Annotated in this window: 21 protein-coding genes; 11 read left to right on the top strand and 10 right to left on the bottom strand. The window is 64.8% G+C overall.

The features are described 5' to 3' along the window. Positions 1–81: 81 nt before the first annotated feature. A complete protein-coding gene (locus AX672_RS09365) occupies positions 82–1,608 on the bottom strand; it encodes a hypothetical protein (RefSeq protein ID WP_168727417.1) in 1,527 nt (508 codons plus the stop codon). Between AX672_RS09365 and AX672_RS18875 the strand changes: the two genes are divergently transcribed. From AX672_RS18875 to AX672_RS09350, 3 genes are all read left to right on the top strand, one after another. After that, on the top strand, positions 1,598–1,891 hold the full coding sequence (locus AX672_RS18875) for a hypothetical protein (protein ID WP_202189289.1): 294 nt from the start codon (positions 1,598–1,600) through the stop codon (positions 1,889–1,891). The genes AX672_RS09365 and AX672_RS18875 overlap by 11 nt on opposite strands. A 176-nt stretch (positions 1,892–2,067) precedes the next feature. Beyond that, positions 2,068–2,979 carry a helix-turn-helix domain-containing protein gene (locus tag AX672_RS09355; protein WP_066650873.1) on the top strand — a complete coding sequence of 304 codons (912 nt, stop codon included), beginning with the start codon at positions 2,068–2,070 and terminating at the stop codon, positions 2,977–2,979. A 120-nt stretch (positions 2,980–3,099) separates the two neighbouring features. Then, entirely contained in the window at positions 3,100–4,005 is a 906-nt protein-coding gene (locus tag AX672_RS09350) for a transporter (protein ID WP_066650872.1), read from the top strand. On the opposite strand, the gene AX672_RS09345 is transcribed toward AX672_RS09350, so the two are convergent. The 5 genes from AX672_RS09345 to AX672_RS09325 form a co-directional block, all read right to left on the bottom strand. Continuing rightward, positions 3,969–4,880: an AraC family transcriptional regulator gene (locus tag AX672_RS09345; RefSeq protein ID WP_066650871.1), complete on the bottom strand. Its 912-nt coding sequence runs from the start codon at positions 4,878–4,880 to the stop codon at positions 3,969–3,971. The two genes, AX672_RS09350 and AX672_RS09345, sit on opposite strands and share 37 nt — an antisense overlap. A gap of 191 nt (positions 4,881–5,071) precedes the next feature. Continuing rightward, complete coding sequence (locus tag AX672_RS09340) at positions 5,072–5,782, bottom strand: SDR family oxidoreductase (RefSeq protein ID WP_066650870.1); 711 nt, start codon at positions 5,780–5,782, stop codon at positions 5,072–5,074. A 4-nt stretch (positions 5,783–5,786) separates the two neighbouring features. Further along, positions 5,787–6,404 (bottom strand): glutathione S-transferase family protein, encoded by a 618-nt coding sequence (locus tag AX672_RS09335; RefSeq protein ID WP_066650869.1) that lies wholly within the window; start codon positions 6,402–6,404, stop codon positions 5,787–5,789. Between the two features lie 101 nt (positions 6,405–6,505). Beyond that, positions 6,506–7,180, bottom strand: coding sequence for a peroxiredoxin-like family protein (locus AX672_RS09330; protein WP_066650868.1), 675 nt, complete (start codon positions 7,178–7,180; stop codon positions 6,506–6,508). A gap of 40 nt (positions 7,181–7,220) precedes the next feature. Continuing rightward, a complete protein-coding gene (locus AX672_RS09325; RefSeq protein WP_066650867.1) occupies positions 7,221–7,991 on the bottom strand; it encodes an enoyl-CoA hydratase/isomerase family protein in 771 nt (256 codons plus the stop codon). A gap of 156 nt (positions 7,992–8,147) precedes the next feature. Between AX672_RS09325 and AX672_RS09320 the strand changes: the two genes are divergently transcribed. Then, the gene (locus AX672_RS09320) at positions 8,148–9,035 is read left to right on the top strand and encodes a LysR family transcriptional regulator (RefSeq protein ID WP_066650866.1); all 888 of its coding nucleotides are present in this window, start codon (positions 8,148–8,150) and stop codon (positions 9,033–9,035) included. Between the two features lie 48 nt (positions 9,036–9,083). On the opposite strand, the gene AX672_RS09315 is transcribed toward AX672_RS09320, so the two are convergent. Further along, positions 9,084–12,587: an autotransporter domain-containing protein gene (locus tag AX672_RS09315; protein WP_066650865.1), complete on the bottom strand. Its 3,504-nt coding sequence runs from the start codon at positions 12,585–12,587 to the stop codon at positions 9,084–9,086. A 126-nt stretch (positions 12,588–12,713) separates the two neighbouring features. After that, a complete protein-coding gene (locus AX672_RS09310; RefSeq protein WP_082730473.1) occupies positions 12,714–13,469 on the bottom strand; it encodes a competence/damage-inducible protein A in 756 nt (251 codons plus the stop codon). Positions 13,470–13,574: 105 nt separating this feature from the next. Between AX672_RS09310 and map the strand changes: the two genes are divergently transcribed. Next, complete coding sequence (map, locus tag AX672_RS09305; protein WP_066650901.1) at positions 13,575–14,402, top strand: type I methionyl aminopeptidase; 828 nt, start codon at positions 13,575–13,577, stop codon at positions 14,400–14,402. Here map and AX672_RS09300 read toward each other — a convergent pair. Further along, a complete protein-coding gene (locus AX672_RS09300; RefSeq protein WP_066650863.1) occupies positions 14,396–15,754 on the bottom strand; it encodes a pyridoxal phosphate-dependent decarboxylase family protein in 1,359 nt (452 codons plus the stop codon). The genes map and AX672_RS09300 overlap by 7 nt on opposite strands. Positions 15,755–15,840: 86 nt before the next feature. Here AX672_RS09300 and AX672_RS09295 point away from each other — a divergent pair, with 86 nt between their 5' ends. Beyond that, positions 15,841–16,743: a LysR substrate-binding domain-containing protein gene (locus AX672_RS09295; RefSeq protein WP_082730472.1), complete on the top strand. Its 903-nt coding sequence runs from the start codon at positions 15,841–15,843 to the stop codon at positions 16,741–16,743. Positions 16,744–16,797: 54 nt separating this feature from the next. On the opposite strand, the gene AX672_RS09290 is transcribed toward AX672_RS09295, so the two are convergent. Next, the gene (locus tag AX672_RS09290; RefSeq protein ID WP_066650862.1) at positions 16,798–17,958 is read right to left on the bottom strand and encodes a sterol desaturase family protein; all 1,161 of its coding nucleotides are present in this window, start codon (positions 17,956–17,958) and stop codon (positions 16,798–16,800) included. Positions 17,959–18,219: 261 nt separating this feature from the next. Here AX672_RS09290 and AX672_RS09285 point away from each other — a divergent pair, with 261 nt between their 5' ends. The 5 genes from AX672_RS09285 to AX672_RS09265 all read left to right on the top strand — a co-directional run bounded on the left by AX672_RS09285 (position 18,220) and on the right by AX672_RS09265 (position 24,836). Then, a complete protein-coding gene (locus tag AX672_RS09285) occupies positions 18,220–18,558 on the top strand; it encodes a P-II family nitrogen regulator (protein WP_066650861.1) in 339 nt (112 codons plus the stop codon). Between the two features lie 100 nt (positions 18,559–18,658). Then, positions 18,659–20,071 (top strand): type I glutamate--ammonia ligase, encoded by a 1,413-nt coding sequence (gene glnA, locus AX672_RS09280; RefSeq protein ID WP_066650860.1) that lies wholly within the window; start codon positions 18,659–18,661, stop codon positions 20,069–20,071. A gap of 134 nt (positions 20,072–20,205) precedes the next feature. Further along, complete coding sequence (locus tag AX672_RS09275) at positions 20,206–22,137, top strand: tetratricopeptide repeat protein (RefSeq protein WP_066650859.1); 1,932 nt, start codon at positions 20,206–20,208, stop codon at positions 22,135–22,137. Continuing rightward, entirely contained in the window at positions 22,134–23,072 is a 939-nt protein-coding gene (locus AX672_RS09270) for a hypothetical protein (RefSeq protein WP_066650858.1), read from the top strand. Before AX672_RS09275 ends, AX672_RS09270 begins: the two co-directional genes overlap by 4 nt. A 339-nt stretch (positions 23,073–23,411) precedes the next feature. Beyond that, positions 23,412–24,836 (top strand): aldehyde dehydrogenase family protein, encoded by a 1,425-nt coding sequence (locus tag AX672_RS09265; protein WP_066650857.1) that lies wholly within the window; start codon positions 23,412–23,414, stop codon positions 24,834–24,836. The last annotated feature ends 16 nt before the right edge of the window (positions 24,837–24,852 follow it).

Below are 24,852 nucleotides of genomic sequence, written 5' to 3'. Positions count from 1 at the left end.
GGGACAGCGCCGCCCAGACGATGATGCGTGGGGCGCGGGGGGATCGCCGAATCATCGCCTATACCAATCGTCGTTCAGAGCTTAGTTGATGCGGTAGACGACCGGGCAGTTCACCACGAAGCCGACTGCGCGGAACGGACCACCGTCGAGGCTCTTCAAGAAGCCGCGCGTATCCATTTCGGCTGCCTGCAGCGCGCTGGTGATGCGATAGCGATAGCCCTTCTGGATCGCCTCGTCGGTCCACACCAGCGGGAAGATGCGCCACATCGGCGAATAGTCCAGATTGATGGTGGGGATGCCGCCGAGCACGTTCAACGGGCCGCCTTCGCCGCTCAGCGCGCTCACCAGACCCTGGCGGTGCGGATTGTCCTTACCGGTTGGGCCGTTCACGACGACAACGATGCGCTCGGCCGATTCACCCGGCGAGGCATCTTCCAGCGCAAACGGCAGATCCTGCAGCGCCGGCGCATAGATGGCGTTTTCCAGCGTCGCCACCAGCGGATTGTTGGCCTCGGTCGACAGATACTGGATCGGCTTGTCGAAGGTATAACCCAGCGTCAGCTTGAGCGTGACGGTCTCGTCGCGCGGGCAGATCGCCACCACCTTGTCATGCACCTTGCTGTGGTCGGCATTGCCGTCACACATGGTGTTGAGTTCGGCCTCGCTTGCCATCGAAACGACGGGAGCGTTCAGGATCACCGACTTGGACGAGTTATCGATATACACCATCGGCGTATAGGCAGCATCGCCCACCGCGCCCGGCTGGAAAGCCTTGGGCGGGAACACGGCACCAGCCGGCCCGGGGGTAATCGACAGCACCGGCTTGAAATCCACCGAGCCGGCGTTGAACGTGAAGCTGCCGTCCTTCTCGATGGTGGCATGGCGGGTCGCCGCACCGGTCAGCGCATAGGCCATTTTCGGCGAGTAGTTCACGCCGTGCAGGTTGGCGAGGTTTTCATCGGTCGCGTCGGTGATGATGAACCAGACCGGGCGGCCATCCTTCAGCTTGCCCTTGCGCAGCGGCAGCGTGGCGGTGCCCTTTTCCAGATCGACATGCGCCGATTTCATCAGCAGCACCGGACCCAGAAATTCCGGCTTCACTTCGGACGGCGAAGGCTGGGCAACGATCGTGCGCTGGTCCTGATAAATCGAAGCAGGCGCGCGGCGCACTTCATCCAGGGGCTTGCCTTCCTTGCCGCGGACGACGACTTCGGCTGCCGCGGGCGTGGCGACGGCAACACCCAGCACGGCCGCTCCGGCCAGCAGGGTAAAGCGGGTATCGATCAGTTTGGACATGGACTGCTCCCGGTAATTGACATGCGGCACTCGACCGGAAGATCCCGGCGACCGCTGAGCATCATGTCGCCACAAGGCGCGCCGATTTGCTTTCACGATGCAAGGTTGTTTTGCGAAAGCTTGCGGCAATGGGCCCGTCAGCGTTTTTTGATGCGGCTTGCGGCCCAACGCTGCGCAACATCCTGATAGCGCGCCATGCTTGATCGTGATTATGTCGGGCTTTGGAGGATCGCTCCCAATGCCCTGGAATCTGTTCCATTCTTGGTATGCCAGCATGCGGCCCGGCGAGCGTGAGCAGGCGATGCCGCTCACGCTCGTCACCTTGCGCGGCATTCCCGGATCAAGCGAGGAAGAACTCGCCTTTTATTCGCGCGCCGAATTCGACGCGCTGGTCGATTGGGCCATGAATGGACGGTTTGTCATGGCCTTCGTCGGGCGCGAGCGGGACGAACTGACGTTGCTATGCACCGAACCGGTGGCGATAATGGAGGCGCATGTCAGCCACCTGCCGCTGGTTGCCGCCGGACTGGCGCAAGCCGATATCCGGCTGGTTTCCATGCTCCGACTGGTCAATCCGGTCGCGTCGCTACACTAGCCGGCCAGTCGACCGATCGCCCGACGCAGGGGCGAGCACTATTGCAATATTGCGCAAATCTAATGGGTTGCCGCCGGACGGCCCCCGCAAGCAGCCTTTGTTATGCTATTACCTCGCTCGGGCGGGAGGTTTTGCTGGCGAATTGTTCGCTCCTCTCCCGCGACATGCGAGGTCATATGGACCTGCCGGCCAATGTCCGTGATCATCACGCCGTCACCGGTGGGAGTCCTTATGATTCCATCCGCTTTTCGGCAATTCCAAATGCCGAGCTGTTGTCGCGCACGGGCGACCGCCTCCAGGCCGTGCGCCAGATCAGCGTGGGCACATCGGGGACGGCCCATGTCGTTGGCAGCGTGGCCACGGTCGATACGCTGCTCGTCAATCTCAATGCGTCGCGGCGTCACCGGGGTCACATCGGCAACATCGCCATCGACCGGCCTTTGCAGCGCGGTCAGGTGAGCTTTGTCCCCAATCACTGTCCGATCGACCTGGAATTTCCATGGGAACACAGCGTGCTTGCGCTGTTCATTCCGAAGGCCGACATGGCCCGCGTTGCCGCCGATCTGGGCGTCGGCGAGCTTCAGCCGATCGCCAGCGAACGCCACGACCGGCTGCGCCAGCTCATCCAGATGTGCATAACCGAGCTGCGGTCGCCGGGCTTTGCCTCTGATCTGATGATCGAGGGCCTTGTCCGCGCGGTCGGCGCGACACTGTTGCGCCAGAACAGCTCGCCATCGACCGGGGCAGAGGACCGCATCTATCTGTCGCCGGTCCGGCTTGCGCGGGTAATCGAGTTTATCGACTCGCGACTCGACCAGCCGATACACCTGAACGATCTGGCCGAAGTGGCCGGCCTATCGCCCTTTCACTTCTCACGCATGTTCAAGCTGGCGACCGGGGAGACTCCCTATCACTTCGTCGGATCGCGTCGGCTCGACCGTGCGCGCACGATGCTGGTCGGTGGCGATCTGGGGCTTGCCGAGCTGGCGCTCGCCTGCGGCTTTGCCAGCCAGTCGCATTTCACGGCTGCCTTCACCAAGGCGATCGGCACGCCGCCGGGTCGCTATCGCCGCCAGCGCGGGCGCTGATCCGGTCTGCATCACCGCGCTGCCGTCCGGCAAAGCAATTTGCAGATAAAGCTTCGCTGCCGTGAAAGAAGCCCCAGCCGCGAGGCGATAGATCAATCCCGCCTAGAGGAGGGCTTGACCATGTATCGGAGTAAATTCAACATCTTCAACGCAGCGCTTGCCACGACTTTGCTGTTCGGCAGCTCGGCTGCCGCCATGGCTCAGGATGCGCCGCCTCCGCCTGCCCCGCCCGCGACCGAGTGGACCCCACTCGACAGCAATCGCTTCGGTGCCGAGCTCAGCGAGAAATGGATCCCCGTTCCCAATGGCGACAGCGGCGCCCCGCGGCAGGGCTGGCTCGCCACCGCCGACGGCTTCTTCACGCGCGAAGTCCACCTCGCGGCGAATTACACAAGTGGTCCCGGGCCAGATTCCTGGGGCGTGCTTGGCCGCTTCCATTATCCCTTCTCGCGCCGCCTGTGGGCGGGGATCGAGGTCCCCTTCTACCAGGACTCAGGGACCAGCGGCAATTTTGGTGACATCACGCTGACCACACAGGTGATGCTGGTCGAAAAGCGCAACCTGTCGATCAACGGCGGGGTCGGCTGGCGCTTGCCGACGGGATCGCTGCGTCAGGGCAACAATGTCTTCGCCGCCCAGCCGCAGCTGAACATCTGGACCGATGTCGGTCGCGGATTCTCGCTACGTGGTCGCGTCGCTTATGAATTCGCGACGCGCAACGTGCCCGACAGCTTCGTGCTCAATGCCGCGATCGGCCAGACCGTGACCCCGCATAGCCGCGCGCCGTTCGGCGACCTGACCTGGTATGTCGCGGCCAACTGGCGCGAGCCGATCCGCGGTGTCGGCACCAGCTTTGTCAGCATCACGCCGGGCATGCGCACCCATCTCGGCCGCAATCTGTTCCTGCTCGGCGGAGTCGAGTTTCCGGTGACCCCGGAACACGTTCAGCCAGCGCTATATCCTGCAGCTCGTTCAGGGTTTCTGACGGGTCAGTCGTCTCCGCCGCCGGTCGACCGGCGGCGGTAGTCGGCAGGCGTCAAGCCAATCACTTCGCGAAAGCGCGTCGAAAAATGCGTGTGCGTCGAAAAGCCGCAACGCTGGGCGATTTCGGCGATCGGCAAATTGGTGTGGTCGAGCAGCTCGCGGGCCGCATCGATGCGCTCGCGCAGCACAAAGGCATAGGGCGGCAGCCCGGTGCTATGCTTGAACGACCGCACGAAATGGAACCGGCTATAGCCCGCCTCGGCCGCCAGATCCTCGAGCGTGATGCGCTGGCCGATGTTGCTGCGGATGAAATTGCGCACGCGGGTGACGACATGCGGCGCCAGCGTCAGCCGGCGATATTGCCGAAACTCGCCACCCCACGTCGATGTCGTTGCCATCCGGATCAACAGCGCATCGACGTAGAAATCAGCCGACAGCGCCCAGTCGGGGTCATGCTGGCGGTCCAGCAGCAAGTCAAAGAGGTTGGCGGCATGCGGATCGGCACGGCCAAGCGTTTCGGCAAAGCTCACCGAAGCCGGATCGCGATCGAACATCTCGCCGACTAGCGCCGCGAAATAATCGGGCCGGACATAGAAGTGCGAAAAGGCGATCGGCCCTTCGGTGCGCCAGCGATAAGCACTGCCCGCCTCCGCGGTGGTGACCGCGCGCAGCTCGACGTCAGCCACCCGGCTGCCCCCGCCCCCGTCGCGACGCACACGCTTCGGCCCGCCCTGGTGCAGCACGATCAGATGATGATCGAGCGGCGGCTGCAACATGGTCGAGCTGGTATTCTGCCACGATCGCAGAAAGCCGCCCCGCAAGACGCAGGGATCGGTCGCAATCGAGCTCTCGGTCGCGGTCCATCCCCGCCACAGTTCGGGGTGCAGCAACAACGGTCGTTCGTTCTGCGGCGTCATCACGTCCCCAACCCCGGGCCGACACTTGGCCAAACTCGGAGCGGATTGTGCGCTTGCGAAGGCAAAAGCAACAATCAGGGGGGGCAGCTACACCCGAATCGGGACCAATCAGCGCCGTCATCAGACGTTGGCGCTGCACGAGTCCATTTGTGGCACGCGATCATGCCCGATCTGACGGTATCGGCACCGCGCTAATTGCGACCGAGGCTCGCGCCGCCATCGACCGAGATCGTCTGGCCTGTCACGAAACCCGCTGCGTCAGATGCCAGGAAGGCAATGACGGCCGCAATCTCTGCCGGAGTGCCGAGTCGGTTCATCGGCACCTGCGCCAGATAGCGCGCCTCGCCATCGCTGCCCGCCGGATTGTTGGTGCGGAACAATTCGGTTTCGGTCGGGCCGGGCGCAACCGCATTGGCGGTAATGCCATTGGCCGCCTGCTCGATCGCAATCGTCCGCGTCAGGCTTTCGAGTGCGGCCTTGGCGGCAGCATAGCTTGTCCGCAACGGCAGCCCGCGCGTCACCAGGCTGGTGACATTGACGACCCGGCCGAAACGCGCGGCCTGCATCGCGGGCAACAGCGCCTGCGTCAGCACCAGCGCGGGCCGCAGGTTGAACCCGAGCAGATCGAGGAAGGCGTCGGCATCGACACTGCCGAATGCTTCTCCGCGGGCCGCACCCGCATTGTTGACGATGCCCAGCACGTCGCCGCGCGCTGCCAGCCCGCTTGCGAGTCCGTCCACCGCGACCGGATCGTTCAGATCGGTGGCAAGAAACTCCCCGGGGAACGCGCCGGGCGCGCTGCGGGCGATACCGATGACGTGCCAGCCATGCGCGGCAAGCGCCTCAGCGACTGCCCGACCGATGCCTTTTGAGGCACCGGTGACGACGATGCTGCGTGCCACCCGATCAGCCCTCTGCCAGCGCCATCGTCCGCGCGATCCCGCGCTGGAACGCGGGGCGGGCCTCAAGCTCGGCGATGTAGCGCTGGACATTGGCCGCACCCTCGACCGAGACCTCGGCGAACTGCCGCCGCCACAGCCAGCCGAAGTGGGCGACATCGGCGATGCTCAGCTCGTCGCCCGCGACAAAACGCTGACGGCCGAGGAGATCGTCGAGCAAGCCGATGATCCGCTGCGCTTCGCCGCCAAAGCGATCGATCGCGAGCGGGATCGGCTCGGGCGCGAATTTGCGGAAAAAGCCGGCATTGCCGAAGGCCGGCCCGAGCCCCGAGGCGTGGAAAAACAGCTGCTCGAACACGCGCGCACGGCCTTCGCCCGAGGCAGGCAGCAACTGGCCGGTCTTTTCAGCGAGATAGACCAGAATGGCGGCGCTCTCGGTCAGCGTCAGCGCGCCGTCGACAAGCACCGGCACCTTCGCATTCGGGTTCAGCGCGACGAAATCGGGCGCCTTCTGTCCGCCCTGGCGGATGTTGACGGCGTGCAGGCGATAGTCGAGGCCCATCTCTTCGAGCGCGATGGGAACCTTCACGCTGTTCGGCGTGGAAAAGGCATAGACGTCGATCATGGTCGATACTCCGGAAGAAATGGGCCCCTGAGCCGGGGGCCTGGTTGGGAAGGAATGTCAGCCCACTCTGGACAGCTGACGCGAGCGGCGGCGCCGCCGGATCAGCTCCAGATCAGCGATGCCGCACGCACCGCCGGCAGCATATCGGCGGGCTCGGGGCGCCGGGTATAGTCGGGGTTGACCTCGGCGTAGCGGATCACTCCTTCGCGCCCGATCACGAACCGGGCCGGCATCGGCAGCGTCCAGCTGGCATCGCCGTTGACACCCGGCAGGTCGTTCCCGAGCTGCTTGTAGAGGTCGACCAGATAGTCGGGCAGCTGGAAGCGCAGGCCGAATGCCGCCGCCACGTCGTTCCCCGCGTCCGACAGGATCGGGAAATCGAGGCGGTTTTCGCGGATCGACTTGCGGCTGTTCGGCCGGGTCTGCGGCGAAATCGCGATCAGGTGCGCGCCGGCCTCGCGAAAAGCTGGCAGCACGGCCTGCAGCGCCTGCAACTCCATGTTGCAATAGGGGCACCAGACGCCGCGATAGAAGCTGACGATCAACGGCCCGAGGACCAGCAGATCGCGTGACGACACCAGCATGCCGTCGGCAGCGGGCAGCGTGAAGTCGGGGGCAATGTCCCCGGCCTTCAACGCCCGACCCGCGGCACCGCTCGCAATAAGCTCGCTGGTGCCCCGCTCCATCGTCGCGATCACCGAGGCAGGGACGTTGTACGGTGCCTTGCCAGCACGGAAGTCGGCTTTGAAGGCGTCGAGTCGGGCTTGAAGTGTCATGCCGGGGCTCCTTGTCCGGAGGGCGTGGACGCGGGGTGGATCAGCCCTGCGCGGCCATGCGGCGGGCGACATCGGCGGCGCTGATCCCTTCGAGGGCGAGGCCATAGCCGGCGCCTTCGTCGATGATGCGGCGCAGCTTTTGCGTCAGCGCGATGCGCGTGTAGCGGCTGGTGAGCGGCGGCAGCGCGGCAATGCTGTCGGCGATTTCATGCGCGCGGGCCAGCAACTGGTCGGCGGGAACGATTTCGTTGACCGCGCCATAGTCCTTCGCGGTCTGCGCATCGAGCAGCTGGCGCGTCAGGATGAAATAGCGACCGCGGATCGACCCGATCACTTCGGGCCAGAGCAGATTGACGCCGTCGCCGGGGACGATGCCGAAGTCGAAATGCGGCTTGTCCTGAAACACCGTTGCGGGCGTCGCGAGGATGATGTCGGTCAGCAGCGCATATTCGCTGTGCAGCAGCACCGGTCCGTTAAGCGCGGTGATCATCGGCACTTCGATGTCGAGGATGTTCGACAGCACCTTGCGGCCTTCGCGCAGGATCTTGTCATAGCCTTCGGGCGTGAAGAAATCGAAGCCTTCGGGGTCGATCGCGTCCATGAAGGCATCGCCCGAACCGGTCAGGATGACGACGCGATTGTCGCGATCTTCGCCGATCTGGTGGAACAGGTCGACGAATTGTTCGTGCGTGTGGCCGTTGAAGACCAGCTTGCCGCCGCCGGTGTGCAGCGCGACTTCGAGCACGCCATTGTCCTTGCGGTTCAGCTTCGCATTGGGGAAAGCATTTGCATAAGTGTCGAACTTGGCCATCGGAACCTCCATCAGATGTCCGTCCGGGGATCGGGCGGCGCTGACGTGGAGATAGGCCGATCGGCGTCGCGGCGGACGACGGCTTGTGGCGATATGCTCTATTCCGTCCTGGAATGACCCCGGCTAGTCTGCGGCCAAATCTGGCGGGAGATTGGCATGGACCGGCTTGGCGCAATGGCGACCTTGGTGCGGGTGGTCGACACTGGCTCTTTCTCGGCGGCAGCACGCCAGCTCAATGTCGGCCAGCCGGCGATTTCCAAGACGATTGCCCAGCTTGAGGAACGGCTCGGCGTCCGGCTGCTGACGCGCTCGACGCGCGGGCTGACACCCACCGAGGCTGGCCAGCGCTTTTACGAGCGTGCGCGCCGGTCGATCGAGGAAGCCGACGAGGCCGATCTCGCCGCGCGCGGCGAAGGCGCAGGCCTTGCGGGCACGCTGCGAGTCTCGGCCGCGACCACCTTTGCGCGGCTGCATATTGTCAGGCTGCTGCCTGATTTCCTTGCCGCACATCCGGGGCTCAGCGTCGAGCTGATCCTTGACGATCGCATCATCGATCTGGTTGGCGAAGGGATCGACGTGGCGCTGCGAATGGGGGACCTGCCCGATTCATCGGCGACCGCGCGGCGGCTGGGGTCGAGCCCGCGCGCAGTGATCGCAACCCGCGCCTATCTCGACCGCGCAGGGGTGCCCCAGACGCCATCCGACCTCGCGGCGCATGACACCGTCATCTACACGCAGGGCCGATCGAGCAGCTGGCGCTTCCGGCGCGACGGTGCCGAGATTTCGGTCGCCGTCAGCGGGCGGCTGCGTGTCAGCAGTGCGGAGGGCATCCGCGCGGCGGTGCTCGCCGACATGGGGCTGACGATCGCGTCGCACTGGATGTTCGCGCCAGAACTGGCATCGGGCCAGGTGTGCACCTTGCTCGACGACTGGGCGCTCGACCCGATCGACCTGTGGGCCGTTTTCCCGACAGGCCGACTGGCTTCGGCCAAGGCACGCGCCTTTGCCGATACGGTCGCTGCCGCGATGAAAGCGTCCGGCTGACCCCGTGACCGCCGCTCGCGACACGCGAGCGGCGGTCCGGTCAGGCGATCAGAAACGCAGCGTGATCGCGCCGCGATAGCTCTGGTTCTGCACGTCGTCGCGGCCCGCGGTCGTGTCGGCAGTCAGCGACAGTTCGATGTTGCCGGCAGTGTAGCTGACGCCGCCGCTCACTTCGAACCAGTTGCGGTCGATGCTTGCCAGCAGGAAGCGCGGGTTCGGGCCCGTGCCACCGACGAAGTTCGCACCGACGCTGTTCGGGCGCTGCTGGTCGAATTCATGGACATAGTTCGCCGACAGGAACGGCTTGAACGCGCTGCCCTTCGTTGCCGTGAAGTTGAAGCCGGCACGGCCCTGCACCGACGACAGATTGTCGCGGGTGTAGAGAAGTGCCGGACCGCCACCCGATTCAGTGACGCGACCGAAATCGATGAAATTCGACCGCACCGACACGCGCGGCGCGACGTTCAGGAAGCCGAGCGCGAAGGATTTCTGGAACCCGACTTCACCGCCGAGCGCGAACGCTGCCTTGTTGGCAACCAGCCGGTAATTGGTGCCGACGAAGCCGACATTGCGGATCGTGGTCGAATCGAACACGCCGGCATTGACCTGCCCGTCCATCGACCAGCCGCCGCCCAGTTCGCTGCGCGCATAGAGCGTGCCCTGATAAAGGCTGCCGCGTGCAGACTGCGCGAACCCGGTTACATTGCCGTTGAGCTCGGTGTAGCCGAACGACAGGCCGATGATGCCGTCGCCCAGATCCTTTTCGATGCCGCCGAGGATGTAGAAGCCGTTGAAACGGTCGCGCGCGCCTGCCGGAACGGTCAGGCGTGCCGGTGCGCTCGACCCGTCGATATAGCCACCGGCCAGATAGACGCCGACGTCATCGGGCAGGTTCGCCTTCTGGACGCGGGCCTCCTGGCTGTCGCTCTGCACCGGCTGGCCGCCGTTCAGGCTCGTCGCGTTGGCCGCAGCGAGCTGGATCGGCCGACCGATGACCGCGATCGTGCCGCCATGCGAGACCGAGGCATCGAACTGCGCCAGCCGGTCGCGATGGAAGCGCGCGTTGTTGTCGACCACCGTCGTTGCGATCCCGGCGAGCAACGCTTCGCTCCGCGGCGCGAGGCCATCGAGCGTTGCCTGGATCGTCGCGGCATTCTGCAGGTCGAGCGGACCATAGATCGAGTCGAGCGCTGCTGCATTGCCACGATTCTGGTCGAGCAGCTGGGCATAGGTCCGCTGCACGAACGAATTGCCGACGACATTGCCGTAGAGGCCCGGCGTCACGGTCAGCTGGACGGCATTGGCCGTATAGGTCAGCGTCGGCGTCAGGATCGCGCTGAACGCGGCCGGATTGGCGAAACGGCTGGTGACGCCGTTCTGCGCGGTCAGGATCGTGTAGCTGTTGCCCGCGCGCAGCGTCGTTGCCGAGAAGTTGAAATTCAGCCCGCCACCGATGTTGGCGATGCCGTCACCCGCGACGCCGTTCGATACCACCGCGATCCGGTCCGACATGCCGCTCGCGCCGAGATCGATCAGATAGGTGCTGCCCGAAGTCAGGATCACATTGCCGCGGAAATTGAGCGTGCCGAACGACCCGGCATTGCCCGACGCCCCCGGCGAGATGACGCCGACCATGTTGGTGAAGAAGGGCGTCGTGATCGTGCCGGTGCCGTTCAGCCCGCCGGCCATCAGGAAATAATCGCCCCGCGACGTCAGCGATCCATTGACCTGCATCGTGCCGATCGTCTGGGTGATGTCGATCAGGCTGGTCAGCGAGCCGGCGGTATCGATATTGAGCCGTGCACCCGCGCCATTCAGCGTGAAGCGGTCGATCGTCACGGTTGAATTGAGCGTGATCGTGCCGGTCGCCGCCAGCGTCACGTCGAAGTAACGGCCGAGCGCGCCCGTCGTGCGAACAGGATCGATGTTGTTCGGCACGAAATTGGTCGCACCCGGCAGGCCGTTGGCGATCGTCGCTGCAGGCAGGGCTGCCGCAGGCTGGGTCGCCTGCGCTTCGAGCAGCGCATCCGACCCCGCGCCGAGCACGCCCGTTCCCGGCTGGCTGGAGGGCGCCGAAAGCGTCAGCGAGGCCGCATTGTTGGCAAGCCCGCTGCCATCGGTGCCGATCGGACCGCCGGTGACCGTCTCGATGTTCGTGCGGACATCAAGGCAATCGCTCAGCGTCGGGTTCTGGAAACAGATCTGGCCGAAGGCGCCGCTTCTGTCGATGGTGGTGCCGCCCGGATTGTTGGGCACGCCGGTCACCAACTGACCGTTGGGGCCGATGATCTGGTAATTCGGGTCGATGCTGGTCACCCAGCGCGTCGGATCGGTCCAGTTGCCATCGCCGGCCACCGCAGTGACATAGCGATACGGATTGTTCGCCGCGATATAGTCCCAATAAAGGTAAAGCGGCTGGTAGAAGCTGTTCGTGCCAAAGCTCTGCGCCGGCTGGTTGGTGAAGAAGCGGCTGAACCCGCCCGAAAGCACGCCGATGACGACCTGACGCGCAAAGGTGCGGTCAAGGATAAGTGGACCGCCCGAATCGCCCGGCGCCGTGCCGCCTTCGCGTGGCAGCGCGTTGTCACGGAAGCTGTTGAAGTCGAACGGGCTCGCCGCCGGCGTGCCGCGCCGCGGATCGTCGAAGTCGATCCAGTAGAGATTCTGCGGCAGCGGCCCTGTGGGCGTGCCAAACAGGAAATTCTGGAGCGTGTCGAGCGAGGTCAAGCCGCCGAGCGTGTTTTCGGCGATGCGGCGGCGGAAGTCGATCCCGCCATTGGCGCCGCTGATGCCGGTGCCGTTGTTGCCATAGCCGGTGATATTGACGTGATAGCCCGTGCCCGCCGCACCGATCGTCGCCGGTGCCGGAAGTGCCGAGAACAGCAGCGCCCAGGTCGGGATGTTCCGCGTCGGCGTGTCAAGCGTACCGATCGCGATATCGGCATAGCGGAAGCCATTGCCCGGCTCGGTCGAGCGCGGGTGATAGACCACCTGGCTCAGATTGTAGAGGAAGGTGTTCGGGTTGGTCCGATACTGGTTGGCGCCGGCGAACAGCCACTGCTGCAATGCCGACAGGTTGTTGTTCGAAAAGCCGACGCTGACCGCCGTTCCGGTGCTGCCCGGCCCGAGTCGGCCATAGCTCGTCGCCGGCGCCGAGTTGACACAGTGCGCGGCAAACAAGACGGTGCGCGGGTTGATCAGCGACGCAGTGCAAAGCCCGATCGAGCCGTTGCCATTGCCGGTATCGACCACGATCTGGCCGACGCCGGTGATGTTGACCGGGTCGCGTGCCGTCGTCGGCGTGCCCGGGTCGGCGATCTGCAGATAGGGATCGGGCACGACCACATCGACGCGGGGACCGGCGTCGTGCGCTTCCAGCAGCACCCCGCCCGCATCGACACGGCCTTCGCCAGCGCGGGGCGCCGCCGAAACCGCAGACGTTTCAGCAATCTGGGCCTGAGCAATTCCGCCCGTTGCAATGCCCATGATGGCGGCACTGGCGAGCAGATAGGGGCGGAGGCGCGTGGCTGCCGAGCCGGTTGCGATGATCATGTGTTGAATCCCCTTTGGAATTTCAGCGGCATGGCTGAAAGGTTGTCAGACGCCAATTGGTAATTTCTGCGACAATCAGGTCAAGAGTGGCGACTGCAAATTACGCAAATCACCCGCAAGTGAGACTTAAATGCCACCATCGACAACCGGGTGGCCACTCGCCGCCAGCGCATCGGCCAGCGCTGCCACGCAGCGGTCGACCAGCGCGGGATCGGTTGCGCGCACCACGAAATTGGCACCGACCCGCCCTTCGCGAAAAAACGGATAGCTGCCGATCGCAACACCTTCCCCGGCGCGCTCGGCCTCGCGCAGCAGGTCGGCGACTTCGCTTTCGGCAACCCAGCAGCCGATCGTCCGCGCGACCAGCGGCTTGCCGCCTTCGAGCGTGCCGGTCAGCGCGTCGAGCATGCCCGCCGTGATGTGCGGCACACCCGCCATGATGAAGATGTTGCCGATCTTGATGCCCGGCGCGCCCGACACCCGGTTTTCGATCAGATCGGCGCCGTCGGGCACGCGCGCCATCCGCTTGCGAGCCTCAGTCAGCCCGCCACGCGTCGCATAATAGCGATCGAGCACCGCCAGCGCGCGCGGATGGTGCACGACGCCCACCCCGAGCGCCTCGGCAATCGCATCGACGGTGATGTCATCATGCGTCGGCCCGATGCCGCCGGTTGTGAACAGATAGTCGTTGCGCGCACGCAGGATGTTGACCGCCTCGACGATGGCTTCGGTCCGGTCGGCGACGACCCGGACTTCGGCGAGGCGGATGCCCTGCACGTTGAGCCAGACCGCGATCTGCGCGACATTCTTGTCCTGGGTTCGCCCCGACAGGATTTCGTCGCCGATGACGACGATGGCGGCAGTCCAGATGCGGTCGGTCATGCCGCCTGCGATAGAGCCATCCGCCGCCCGCGCCTAGCCTGATCCTGATTTGCCCGCCGCAGCACGCCTCTCGCAAAAGCCGGCCTCAGTCGCTATGTCGGCATGATGACCGATTACATGACCGTCACCAATGCCGACACGCCGATGGCGCGGACCGGCGCGATCAAGCTCCACGGGCCGGAAGGCTTCGCCGGGATGCGCGCAGCGGGGCAGCTTGCCGCAGAAACGCTCGACATGATCGTGCCGCATGTCGTGCCCGGTGTGACGACGGGTGCGCTCGACGACATGATCCGCCGCTTCATCGTCGATCGCGGCGGCGTGCCGGCGACGATCGGCTATCGCGGCTATACCCATAGCTGCTGCATTTCGATCAACCATGTCGTCTGCCACGGCATCCCCGGCGACAAGGCGCTGAAGTCGGGCGACATTGTCAACATTGATGTGACGCCGATCCTTGATGGCTGGCATGGCGATTCGAGCCGCATGTATCTGGTCGGCGATGTGCCGCTGAAGGCGCGGCGGCTGGTCGACGTAACCTATGAATGCCTGATGCTCGGCATCGCGCAGGCGCGCCCCGGCAATCATCTGGGCGACATCAGCCACGCGATCCAACACCATGCCGAGCGGCATCGCTACGGCGTGGTGCGCGATTTCTGCGGCCACGGGCTCGGTCGCTTGTTTCACGACGCGCCCGAAGTCGTCCATGTCGGCCGCCCGGGCACCGGCCCGCTGCTCAAGCCCGGCATGTTTTTCACGATCGAACCGATGGTCAACATCGGTCGCCCCGATGTGAAGCTGCTCGACGACGGCTGGACGGCAGTGACGCGCGACCGATCGCTGTCGGCGCAGTTCGAACATTCGATCGGCATCACCGAGACCGGCTGCGAGATTTTCACGAGCAGCCCGACGGGGTTGGACAAGCCGCCTTATTGAGCGGCCTTCGCGCGCAACAGCTGCGCAAGCAGATCAATCGCTCGCGTGATGTCGTCGTCGCTTGTCCGCCACGAGCAGACGCTGAGCCGTGCCGCCGGCGCTCCCTGCCAGATCGTCGGGCCGAACCAGATTTCGCCCGAAGCCTCGGCCGCGCGGCGCACGCGCTCGGTTTCGGCAGGCGAGTCGGCGCGGATCAACACCTGGTTGAGCATCACTTCGTTCAAGACCTCGAATCCCGCCGCCGCCAAGCCATCGGCAAGCCTGCGGCTCTGCGCGCGATGCCTGTCGACGAGTGCCGCAACCCCTTCCCGCCCAAGCGAGCGCAGCGCCGCCCAGATCGCGACGCCGCGCGCGCGGCGTGAAAACTCAAGCGTCAGATTCTTCTGCGCGTCGGGCTCGGCGGCCGCATAAGCGGCATCGCTGTTCATCGCCGCTGCCAGCGCGCCTGCGTCGCGACAAATGCTCATCGCACCGTCATAGGGCGTGTTGAGCCACTTGTGGCCATCGGTGGTCCAGCTATCGGCCAGCTCGACACCTTCGGTCAGCGCCCTGGAGGCAGGGGCGGCGCGCGCCCACAGCCCAAAGGCGCCATCGACATGGGTCCATGCTCCCGCCGCTCGCGCAACAGGCAGGATCGCGGCAAATGGATCGAATGCGCCGGTGTTCACTTCGCCTGCCTGCAGACACAGGATCGTCCGATCGTCGAGCGCGGGCAGCCGCGCAGGATCAACTCGGCCGGCAGCATCGACCGGCGCCACGATCACCCGGTCGAGCCCGAAACCGAGCAGCCGCAACGCCTTCTTGACGGTGATGTGCGCCGTCTCGCTGATCACGACGCGAAGCGATGGCGCACCGTCCAGCCCCTGAGCATCGAAGTCCCAGCCCAGTCTGCCCAGCAAGGTGCGGCGGGCGGCAGTGAGGCAGCCGATCGTGCACGCACTCGCAGACGTGCCGAAGCCGACGGCGCTGCCGCGCGGCAAGTCGAGGATCTCGGTGATCCATCGCCCGGCAACGCGTTCGATGGCGGCAGCACTTGGCGCCCCTACGGCCGACGCCGCGCTCTGGTCCCAGGCAAGCACCAGCCGCTCGACAGCGGCAGCAACCGGCAGGCTCGCGCCCTTCACAAAGCCGAAATAGCGCGGCCCATTCGACGCAACCGTGGCCGGCGAGCCGAGCCGGTCGAGCAATTCGAGCGTTTGCGCAGGCGGCGCGCCACGGTCCGGCAGCGCTTCGTCAAAGCCCGCAAGCGCCGCAAGCGCTGCGCCATCGGGATAGGCGCGCCGGGCTTCGGCGCCGGCGACATAAGCGCGCGCCCGCGCGTCGGCATCGGCGAGCAGATCGAGTTCGGTCATCGCAGGTCTCCTCGCCCCGCTTGTCCGCGCCAGCGCGCCGCAACGCCAGCGATTTGGCATTGCCCAGGATGTGACGGATCGTCACAATGGCGGGCGTGACAATCCCTTCGCTGCAAAGTCTGCGCGCGCTGGAAGCGGCGGTGCGGCTGGAAAGCTACAGCGCCGCCGCCCGCGAACTCGGGCTGACGCACAGCGCAATCAGCCACCGCCTCCGCGAGCTGGAAGCGCGGCTCGGCACGCGGCTGTTCGAACGCCGTGGCCAGCGGATGGTCCCCAGCCCGCGCGCGCGCGCGATTGCCGAGCCGGTCGCGCGGGCGCTCACCCTGCTGACCGAAACATTCCCGCCCGCCCGTCCGGCCCGCCAGCCGCTGCGCGTCAGCGTGCTGCCCTCGTTCGCGCATCGCTGGCTGGTGCCGCGCCTGGCCGGCTTTCGCGCGGCGCATCCCGAGATTGAGTTGCATCTGGACGCGCGGCTGGAACTCGCCCTGCCGGGCAGCGGGGGCATCGATGCCGGGCTGCGTTATGGACTGGGGGATTGGCCGGGGCTGGTCGCCACGCGCCTGGCGGGCGAATGGCTGTTACCGGTCTGCGCACCCGCCTATCGCGATGCCGTGGCGCTCGCCGAGCCAATTGATCTCGCGCGCGCCGTGCTGCTGCGCCACGCCCGCCAGCAGTGGGCGCCATGGTTCGCCGCCGCCCGCATATCGATCGCCGAGCCACGCGACACGCCGCTGTACGAGGATGCGGGCTTGCTGCTCGAAGCGGCAGCAGGGGGCGAAGGCGTGGCGCTCGCCCGCGGGCTGCTCGTGGCGCGCGACTTGGCGAGCGGCCGCTTGGTCGCGCCATTTGCCCAGCGGATCGTCGACCATAGCGCTTACTATCTGGTGCGGCCCGCCGCCCCGCACCGCGCGAATGCCCATGCCGATCGGCTCGCCGAATGGATCCGCGCAACGCTTCGCCGCGAGCAGCCCGAAAGCTTGCTCGATTGAACGATCGACTAACTGCCCGACAAGTCTGGCAGAGTCATGGTTGATGCCCGCCCCTCAGCCCAGTTCTGGCGGCTGCTTGCGCACGAAGGGATAGGCGAACTGGCGCCAATAGCCCTGCGGCACCCGCTCAGGCACGCCATAGCCTTGCGGCCAGCGGCCGGGCGGCATGTGGAAAGTGCCGAACAGCTTGTCCCAGATCGGAAAATGGATCGCGAAATTCACGTCGATCGCTTCTTCCTCCAGCCCGTGGTGCCAGTGGTGGAAGCGCGGCGTCACCAGCCAATGCCCCAGCCGGTCGAAATCGCCGCGCAGATTGGCGTGGACCAGCGCCGAATAGACATAGACCAGCGCGACATAGGCCTGCATCACCGACGGCAGGAACCCCAGCGTCAGCAGCGGCAGCGACGTCACCCCGCGCAGCAGCACGACTTCGACCAGATGCATCCGCGCGCCCGCCAGCCAGTCCATCGACTTGGCCGAGTGATGGACCGCATGGAATCCCCACAGGAACGGCACGCGGTGGAAGGCGCGGTGGAACCAATATTGCGCGAAATCGGTGATCAGCGCCGCTTCGATGAACTGCAGCACCCATGGCTGCGACGCGACGGCGGCGCGCATCGCGCTCCAGCTATCGGTATGCGCGTTGAGCCAAGTCGACGGCGCCAGCGCGAGATAGGTCGACACCTGCACCAGCATCGAGCTGACCAGATAATAGAACAGGTCCTCGCGCCATTCGACGCGGAACAGCCGCTGCTCGGGGCGCTGCGGCCACAGTCGCTCGATCGGCGCGAACATGATGCCGGTCGCGATCAGATTGACGATGAAGAAGTCGATCCCGAAGAAAATCCCCCAATCGGCGGTCTCGCGCGGCGTGACATTGGCGCCGCCGAGCAGCGCGGCGCTCAGCCCGATCGCCAGCGCGCTGAAGCCCAGCACCTTGACGGGCCGCAGCATCAGGCTGAGCAACGCCAGCGCGTAACTGGCGAGCAGGACGATATGGACCATCGGCCGGAACCAGCTCGATTGCTCGAACGCAACCAGCTCGGGCGTCGACAGCCAGCCAGGCCAACGCAGCACCGCGACCAGCCCAAGCCCGGTGATCGCCAGCACCAGCGCAAAGAAGCCCGAGTACCAGCCGCTGCCGAAGCGCCGGACCGTCGGCGGCGCCTCCAGATCGCTGACCAAGTCCTTTACCGGCTCGAATCGCTTTGCCATTCACTCGCTCCCGCCCGCAGTGTCCGGCTTTTACCATTGCCCCGGGAGGCGCCAATAATCCTTTAAGGCAACGGCGGCTTTGCGCGGGCATCCGCCCAGCAATGCAGCAGGCCCAGCCCAACTGCCCAACAATTGGGCAGCCCTCCTGCGGTCGCTCAACCTGCGCGCCGTGCATTGCCGGGTGCGGCGGCATCTGGCACGATCGTTGATAGGAACCATGCAAACACCAGCGGCGTCCGGCGCCGCGCCAGGGGGAGCCGCGTGAAAAAGATCGAGGCGATTATCAAGCCCTTCAAGCTCGACGAGGTCAAGGAAGCGCTGCACGAAGTCGGCGTGTCGGGCATCACCGTCATCGAGGCCAAGGGGTTCGGCCGGCAGAAGGGCCATACCGAGCTTTACCGCGGCGCCGAATATGTCGTCGACTTCCTGCCCAAGGTGAAACTCGAAGTCGTCGTCGACGACATGATGGCGCCGCGCGTGGTCGAAGCGATTGCTGCGGCGGCCCACACCGGGCGCATCGGCGACGGCAAGATCTTCGTCCTGCCGGTCGAAAGTGCTCTCCGCATCCGCACCGGCGAACGCGACGAAAACGCGATTTGACGCGCTGCAACATTTTCTTCCAAACTGCGCGCGAGTTTTGAATGCGCCCCCGAGTCGTTTCGATCGGCTCGGCAACATCATCAGCTGAAAGGATCATTTCATGGCCAACGACCCCAGCACTATCCTGAAGATGATCAAGGACGACGAAATCGAGTGGGTCGACCTGCGCTTCACCGACCCCAAGGGCAAGTGGCAGCACCTGACGATGGTGTCGTCGGTGGTCGGCGAGGATGAGCTGACCGACGGCTTCATGTTCGACGGATCGTCGATCGCCGGCTGGAAAGTGATCAACGAAAGCGACATGATCCTGAAGCCCGATCTCGACGTGGTCTATGTCGATCCGTTCAGCGCAACGCCGATGCTGATCATCTTCTGCGACATCGTCGAACCTTCGACCGGCGAGCTTTATTCGCGCGATCCGCGCTCGACCGCCAAGCGCGCCGAGGCGTATCTGAAGAACACCGGCATCGGCGACACCGTCTATGTCGGCCCCGAGGCCGAGTTCTTCATCTTCGACAATGTCCAGTTCGAAACCAGCTACGCCACCAGCTATTACAAGATCGACGACATCGAACTGCCGACCAACACCGGCCGCGATTATGAAGGCGGCAACCTCGGCCACCGCCCGCGCGCCAAGGGCGGCTATTTCCCGGTCGCGCCCGTCGACAGCTGCGTCGACATCCGCGGCGAGATGGTGTCGACGATGATGGAAATGGGCCTGCCCTGCGACAAGCACCACCATGAAGTCGCCGCTGCCCAGCATGAACTCGGCCTGACCTTCGGCACGCTGACACAGACTGCCGACCGCATGCAGATCTACAAATATGTCGTCCACCAGGTCGCGCACGCTTACGGCAAGACCGCGACCTTCATGCCCAAGCCGATCAAGGAAGATAACGGCAGCGGCATGCACACGCACATGTCGATCTGGGACAAGGGCAATCCGCTGTTCGCCGGCAATGGCTATGCGGGCCTTTCCGACACCTGCCTCTATTTCATCGGCGGTATCATCAAGCATGCCAAGGCGGTGAATGCGTTCACCAACCCGACCACCAACAGCTACAAGCGGCTGGTGCCGGGGTATGAAGCGCCGGTGCTGCTGGCCTATTCGGCGCGCAACCGCTCGGCATCGTGCCGCATTCCCTATGGCACCGGCCCGAAGGCGAAGCGCGTCGAAGTCCGCTTCCCCGACGCGATGGCGAACCCGTACCTCGCCTATGCCGCGCTGTTCATGGCCGGCCTCGACGGCATCCAGAACCGCATCCACCCGGGCGAGGCGATGGACAAGAACCTCTACGACCTGCCGCCCGAGGAACTGAAGCAAGTGCCGACGGTGTGCGGTTCCTTGCGTGAAGCACTCGAAAGCCTCGCCGCCGACCACGACTTCCTGCTGAAGGGCGACGTGTTCACCAAGGACCAGATCGAAAGCTATATCGAGCTGAAGATGGAAGACGTCGCACGGTGGGAAATGACGCCGTCGCCGGTCGAGTTCGATATGTATTACAGCTCGTAAACATTCTCTAATATTCGTCAATTCACGGCGCGGGTGCTTCGGTATCCCGCGCCGTTTTCGTCGCTTAGCAAATCACGCTTGCGCAGCCCGGGCGCGATCAGTCAATTTAGTACCAATTCCGTGGGGGGATTGAGATGCGCACCATCATGTGGCTGCTTCCTGTTGCATTGGCGCCAGCGGGCGCAATGGCGGCACCGGCGCTGACGTCGCGCGAGGCCTATCTGGTCCAATCGATCACCTTTCAGTCTGCCGCGAGCGAGGCAGCGCTGAAGCGGGCGCATGACGCCAAACTCAATGAGCAAAGGCGGATGATCATCGCTCGCGACGGCGAATTGCGCCGTCTGCGGCTTCAAGGCAAAGCCGCCGGCGGCGCCGCTGCTGCCGCCCGCGCTCGCGCCGACGAACTCGAACGTCGCCTTGCCTCTGAGAAGGCTGCATGGAACGACAGGCTCGCCGCACGGGATGCCGAATTCGCCCGTGAAAGGGATCGCTTTGCAGAAGCGTCCGCCCGCATTTTCGAGACCCGCGATGGCGCGGCTGCGCTCGAGCTGCTGCTGCTCGACACGCCGCAAGCTGCTAGTCAGGCGCGGGACCTTCTTCGTCTGACCGCTCAACGCGAAGCAGCCGCAGATGCCCGCGCTGCGGCCGTCCGCAACGCCGCCCGCTGGCGCGATACCGCCGTGCAAACGCTAAACCAGCGCAACAAGGGTAATTTGACGATCGCGCAAGTCACCGAGGACTGGGAGCAAGTCGTCGCCGGCGGCGCTGGGAATCATTGGGACTGGATCACGCTCGGGCGACTCTACCGTGACCAAAGACGGCTCGATGACGCATCGCGCGCGGCCGCTATGGCGTTGCAAACAGCACAAGGCGAACGTGATCGATCCGTCGCGCTCAGCTTTGACGCGGACATTATGATGTTGCGTCAAGACTTGTCCGGCGCTCTCGAACGCTATCGACGCAGCCTCGAAATCGATGAAAGGCAGGCGAAGCTTAATCCATCCTCTGTTCTGGCGCAGCGCGACTTGCTGCTCAGCATCATGAGAGTCGGCAATGTGCTGGAAAAGCGGCACGACTTGCCGGGCGCCTATGCGCAATATCAGCGAAGTCTCATGATTGCAGAGCGGCTGGCGGTCCAGAACCCAACATCGACCGAGCTTCAATTGGACGTGAGTCGCAGCCTCGAAAATGTTGCGAACCAATTAGCGCTACGAGGAGACTTGGCGGGTGCCCTCATACGCTATCGGCGCAGCCTCGACATTCGCGAGCGCATGGTAAGGCTTGATCCAGACTCGATCGAGGCTCAGCGCGGCGTCCTGATTGCCCTGCTCAAGGTCGGGCAGATGTTCGAGGAACGCCAAGACCTGACAAATGCCGCTGCCTATTATCAGCGGAGCCTCGACATTGCAGAGCGGCTCATCGGACGAGACGCTTCATCTTCCCAGGCGCAGCGGGATTTGTCGAACTGCCTGAACAAGATCGGTGATGTCTTGTTTTCGCGCCAAGATTTGACTGGCGCGTTCGAGCGCTATCAACGCAGCCTCAACATTGTAGAGCGGCTCGCCAAGCTGGCCCCCTCTTCCGCCGAGGCCAAGCGCGATTTGGCGATCAGTCTGATCAAGACCGGAAGCATTTTTGTGCAACGCCGTGAGTTGGCCGCTGCGCTCGATCACTTTCAACGCAGCCTCGACATCACACAAAAGCTGGCCACGTTGGATGCGTCGTCGATCGAGGCGCAGCAAGACCTGCTGCTCAGTCTGGAAATGGTTGGGGGCGCATTGGTCATGCGCGGTGACCAGCGCAGCGCCCTGCCCTATTATTACCGCAAATTCGAAATCTCAGATCGGCTTGCCAAGTTGGAACCTGCTTCGGTTTTGGCCCAGCGAAACTTGCTTGTTTCGTTGGGAGGGCTTGCATCCCTTGGTGCGCCCGGGTTCACATGGGCCAGGGCAGCGCGCCAGATCGATGCGATGCTAGCGCGCAACATCGACATGAGCGCCCCTTTACAAGCGGGTATCGTGACGCTGATCAGGCAGCAAGCTGCTTTGGAGGCTACACGGCGATGACGCCGCTCGATATTTTTCTTCTCGCGCTCCCTGCAGACCGTGCGCGCGCCGAAATGGTGCTGGACGGCTTGCACGAGGCCAAGGTCGCTGGCGTGCACTCGACGCGAATCGAAGCCCCCGCGCCACAAACGCCTGAATGGGTGCAGGTGGCGCGGCTCGCGCGCACGAGCCGCTGCGTCTTGTTCTGTTGGAGTAACGCCACGTCGGCGCCGCAAGGTGCGGCTTTGCGTGAGCTCGGTGCCGAACTGCTCGCGCGCAAGACGGCGGTGTCGATCGAGCTGGATCGCGGTGCAACGCCGCCGGAAATGGCAGGATCGACCATCTATCCTGCGTTCGGCTGGCGCTGCAAACCCGGTGTCATCCTTCGCTTCCTGTTCGGAGACATTCACCGGGCGCAAATCGCGGTTGCCGCCGCGCGCAAGGTCAGCGGCCAGGACCCACCGCCGCCCGCCGCGATTTGGCAATTGATCCGCGCTCGCGGCTGGGTCGCCATCGTCGGTTTCTTCGCCCTGCTCGGCACGGCAGCTACTGTCTGGTCATTGTGGAACGACGACGCGCTTGAGCGCGCAATGGACCATGCCGTCGCCGCCGAGTTTGCGCGTGCCCGCGACGCACGTGACTGCCAAGCGATGCACACCTTTGCCAACAAGCACAGCGGCAGTGGCTGGAAGGCGAGCGTCACCGAGTTTCTCGCCAATTGCCAGATGCGCGAAACAGCGGTCAACAAGCAAACGACGCAAACGCTGCCGCTGTATGCGGGCTCGCAGAAGGCGGCTCAAGCCGAAGCAGACCGGCTGTGCACGCTCGCCGCGCGTAATCATTTGGGGCGTGTCGTACGCGCGCGGGTCGCGTCATTCGAGCCCGATGGCTCGGGCAGCGCCGAATGCGACATTGCCTATCGGGGGAGCGAGCTGAAAGAGATTTACGTCAAATGACCGGCGATCGGCTCAAAATCTGGGAAGCGCGGCGGCGCGGGCGGATTACAGCGAACGGTACAGCCCGAAGGTGCGCACGTTATGAGGCTCGCGCGCGGGTCTGGGGGGACTGTGCCGCACATGGGGCGCGTCGAAACCCCGTCCTTTTCGGGAGTATCAGGCGGCTATGTGCTTGCGACCGGGCGACAATCCCGGCTTAAGGTCACGCCTCCGCCCGCAACCGCAGGGCCTTTCGTGACCTTAAGCTGCTTGCCCACCTCACCGGTTTCGCCTTGCAACCCGCTTCCCGCCCCGCCATCTATCCGCCATACCGTAATCTCGAAAACACGGAGGCAGAGGATGCAGAGCTACACGCAGCATTATATCGACGGCGCCTGGGTCGATAGCGAGGGCGGCACGCGCCACCACGTCATCAATCCGGCGACCGAGCAGCCCTGCACCGAGATTACGCTGGGCTCGGCGGCCGATGTCGACAAGGCCGTGGCCGCTGCCCGCCGCGCGTTCGAAAGCTGGTCGCAGACGAGCATCGAGGAGCGCAGCGCGCTGCTGACCCGCATCATCGACGTGTACAAGCGCCGCATGCCCGATCTCGCCAAGGCGGTGAGCGAGGAAATGGGCGCGCCGATCGGTTTCGCCAGCGCCGCGCAGGTGCCTGCAGGGCTTGGCCATTTCATCTCGACCCTGAAAGCGCTCGGCGACTTCGCGTTTGAGGAAAAGCTCGGCCGCGCCAAGGTGGTGCATGAGCCGATCGGCGTGGTGGCGATGATCACGCCGTGGAACTGGCCGCTCAACCAGATCACCGCGAAGGTCGCGCCGGCGATCGCGGCGGGCAACGCGATGATCCTGAAGCCGTCGGAGGAAGCGCCGAGCTGCGCGGTCATCCTCGCCGAAATCCTGCACGAAGCGGGCGTACCCGCGGGCGTGTTCAACCTCGTCAACGGCGATGGCCCCGGCGTGGGCGCGGCGCTGTCGGCGCACCGCGACGTCGATATGGTGAGCTTCACCGGCTCGACCCGCGCGGGCATTGCGGTCGCGCAAGCCGCCGCCGCGACGGTCAAGCGCGTGCATCAGGAACTCGGCGGCAAGGCGCCCAACCTCGTGCTCGAAGGCGCCGATCTGCAGGCGGTGCTGCCGCCGACGCTGATGGGCGTGCTCGCCAACACCGGCCAGAGCTGCATCGCGCCGACCCGGCTGCTCGTCCATGAATCGCAGGTCGAAGCTGCGACGGCGGTCGCCAAGGCAATGTTCGAAGCGACGCAGGTCGGCGATCCGGCGGAGATGGGCGCGCACATTGGCCCGGTCGTCAACAAGGCGCAGTTCGACAAGATCCAGGGGCTGATCCAGTCGGCGATCGACGAGGGCGCGACGCTCGTCACGGGCGGCATCGGGCGCCCCGACGGCCGCAATTCGGGCTATTACATCAAGCCGACCCTGTTCGCCGATGTGACCCCCGACATGCGGATCGCACAGGAGGAAACTTTCGGCCCGGTGGCGACGATCACCCGCTATGACAGCCTCGACGAAGGCGTGCGGATTGCCAACGACACGCCTTACGGTCTGTCGGCAACGATCTCGGGCGATCCGGCCGAAGCGGCGAAGGTGGCGCCGCGGCTGCGCGCTGGCCTCGTCACGATCAACAGCTGGAGCCCCGATGGCGCGGCGCCCTTCGGCGGCTACAAGCAGTCGGGCAATGGCCGTGAGAATGGCAAGTACGGCCTCGTCGATTTCATGGAAGTGAAGACGATCATGGGCGCGCCTGCCTGATCGCCATGCGCATCGA

The organism is Sphingomonas sp. CCH10-B3, assembly GCF_001556185.1.
Taxonomy (GTDB): domain Bacteria; phylum Pseudomonadota; class Alphaproteobacteria; order Sphingomonadales; family Sphingomonadaceae; genus Sphingomonas; species Sphingomonas aquatica.
Note: the sequence above shows the minus strand (reverse complement) of the source record. Positions and strands in the feature narration are given on the sequence as shown.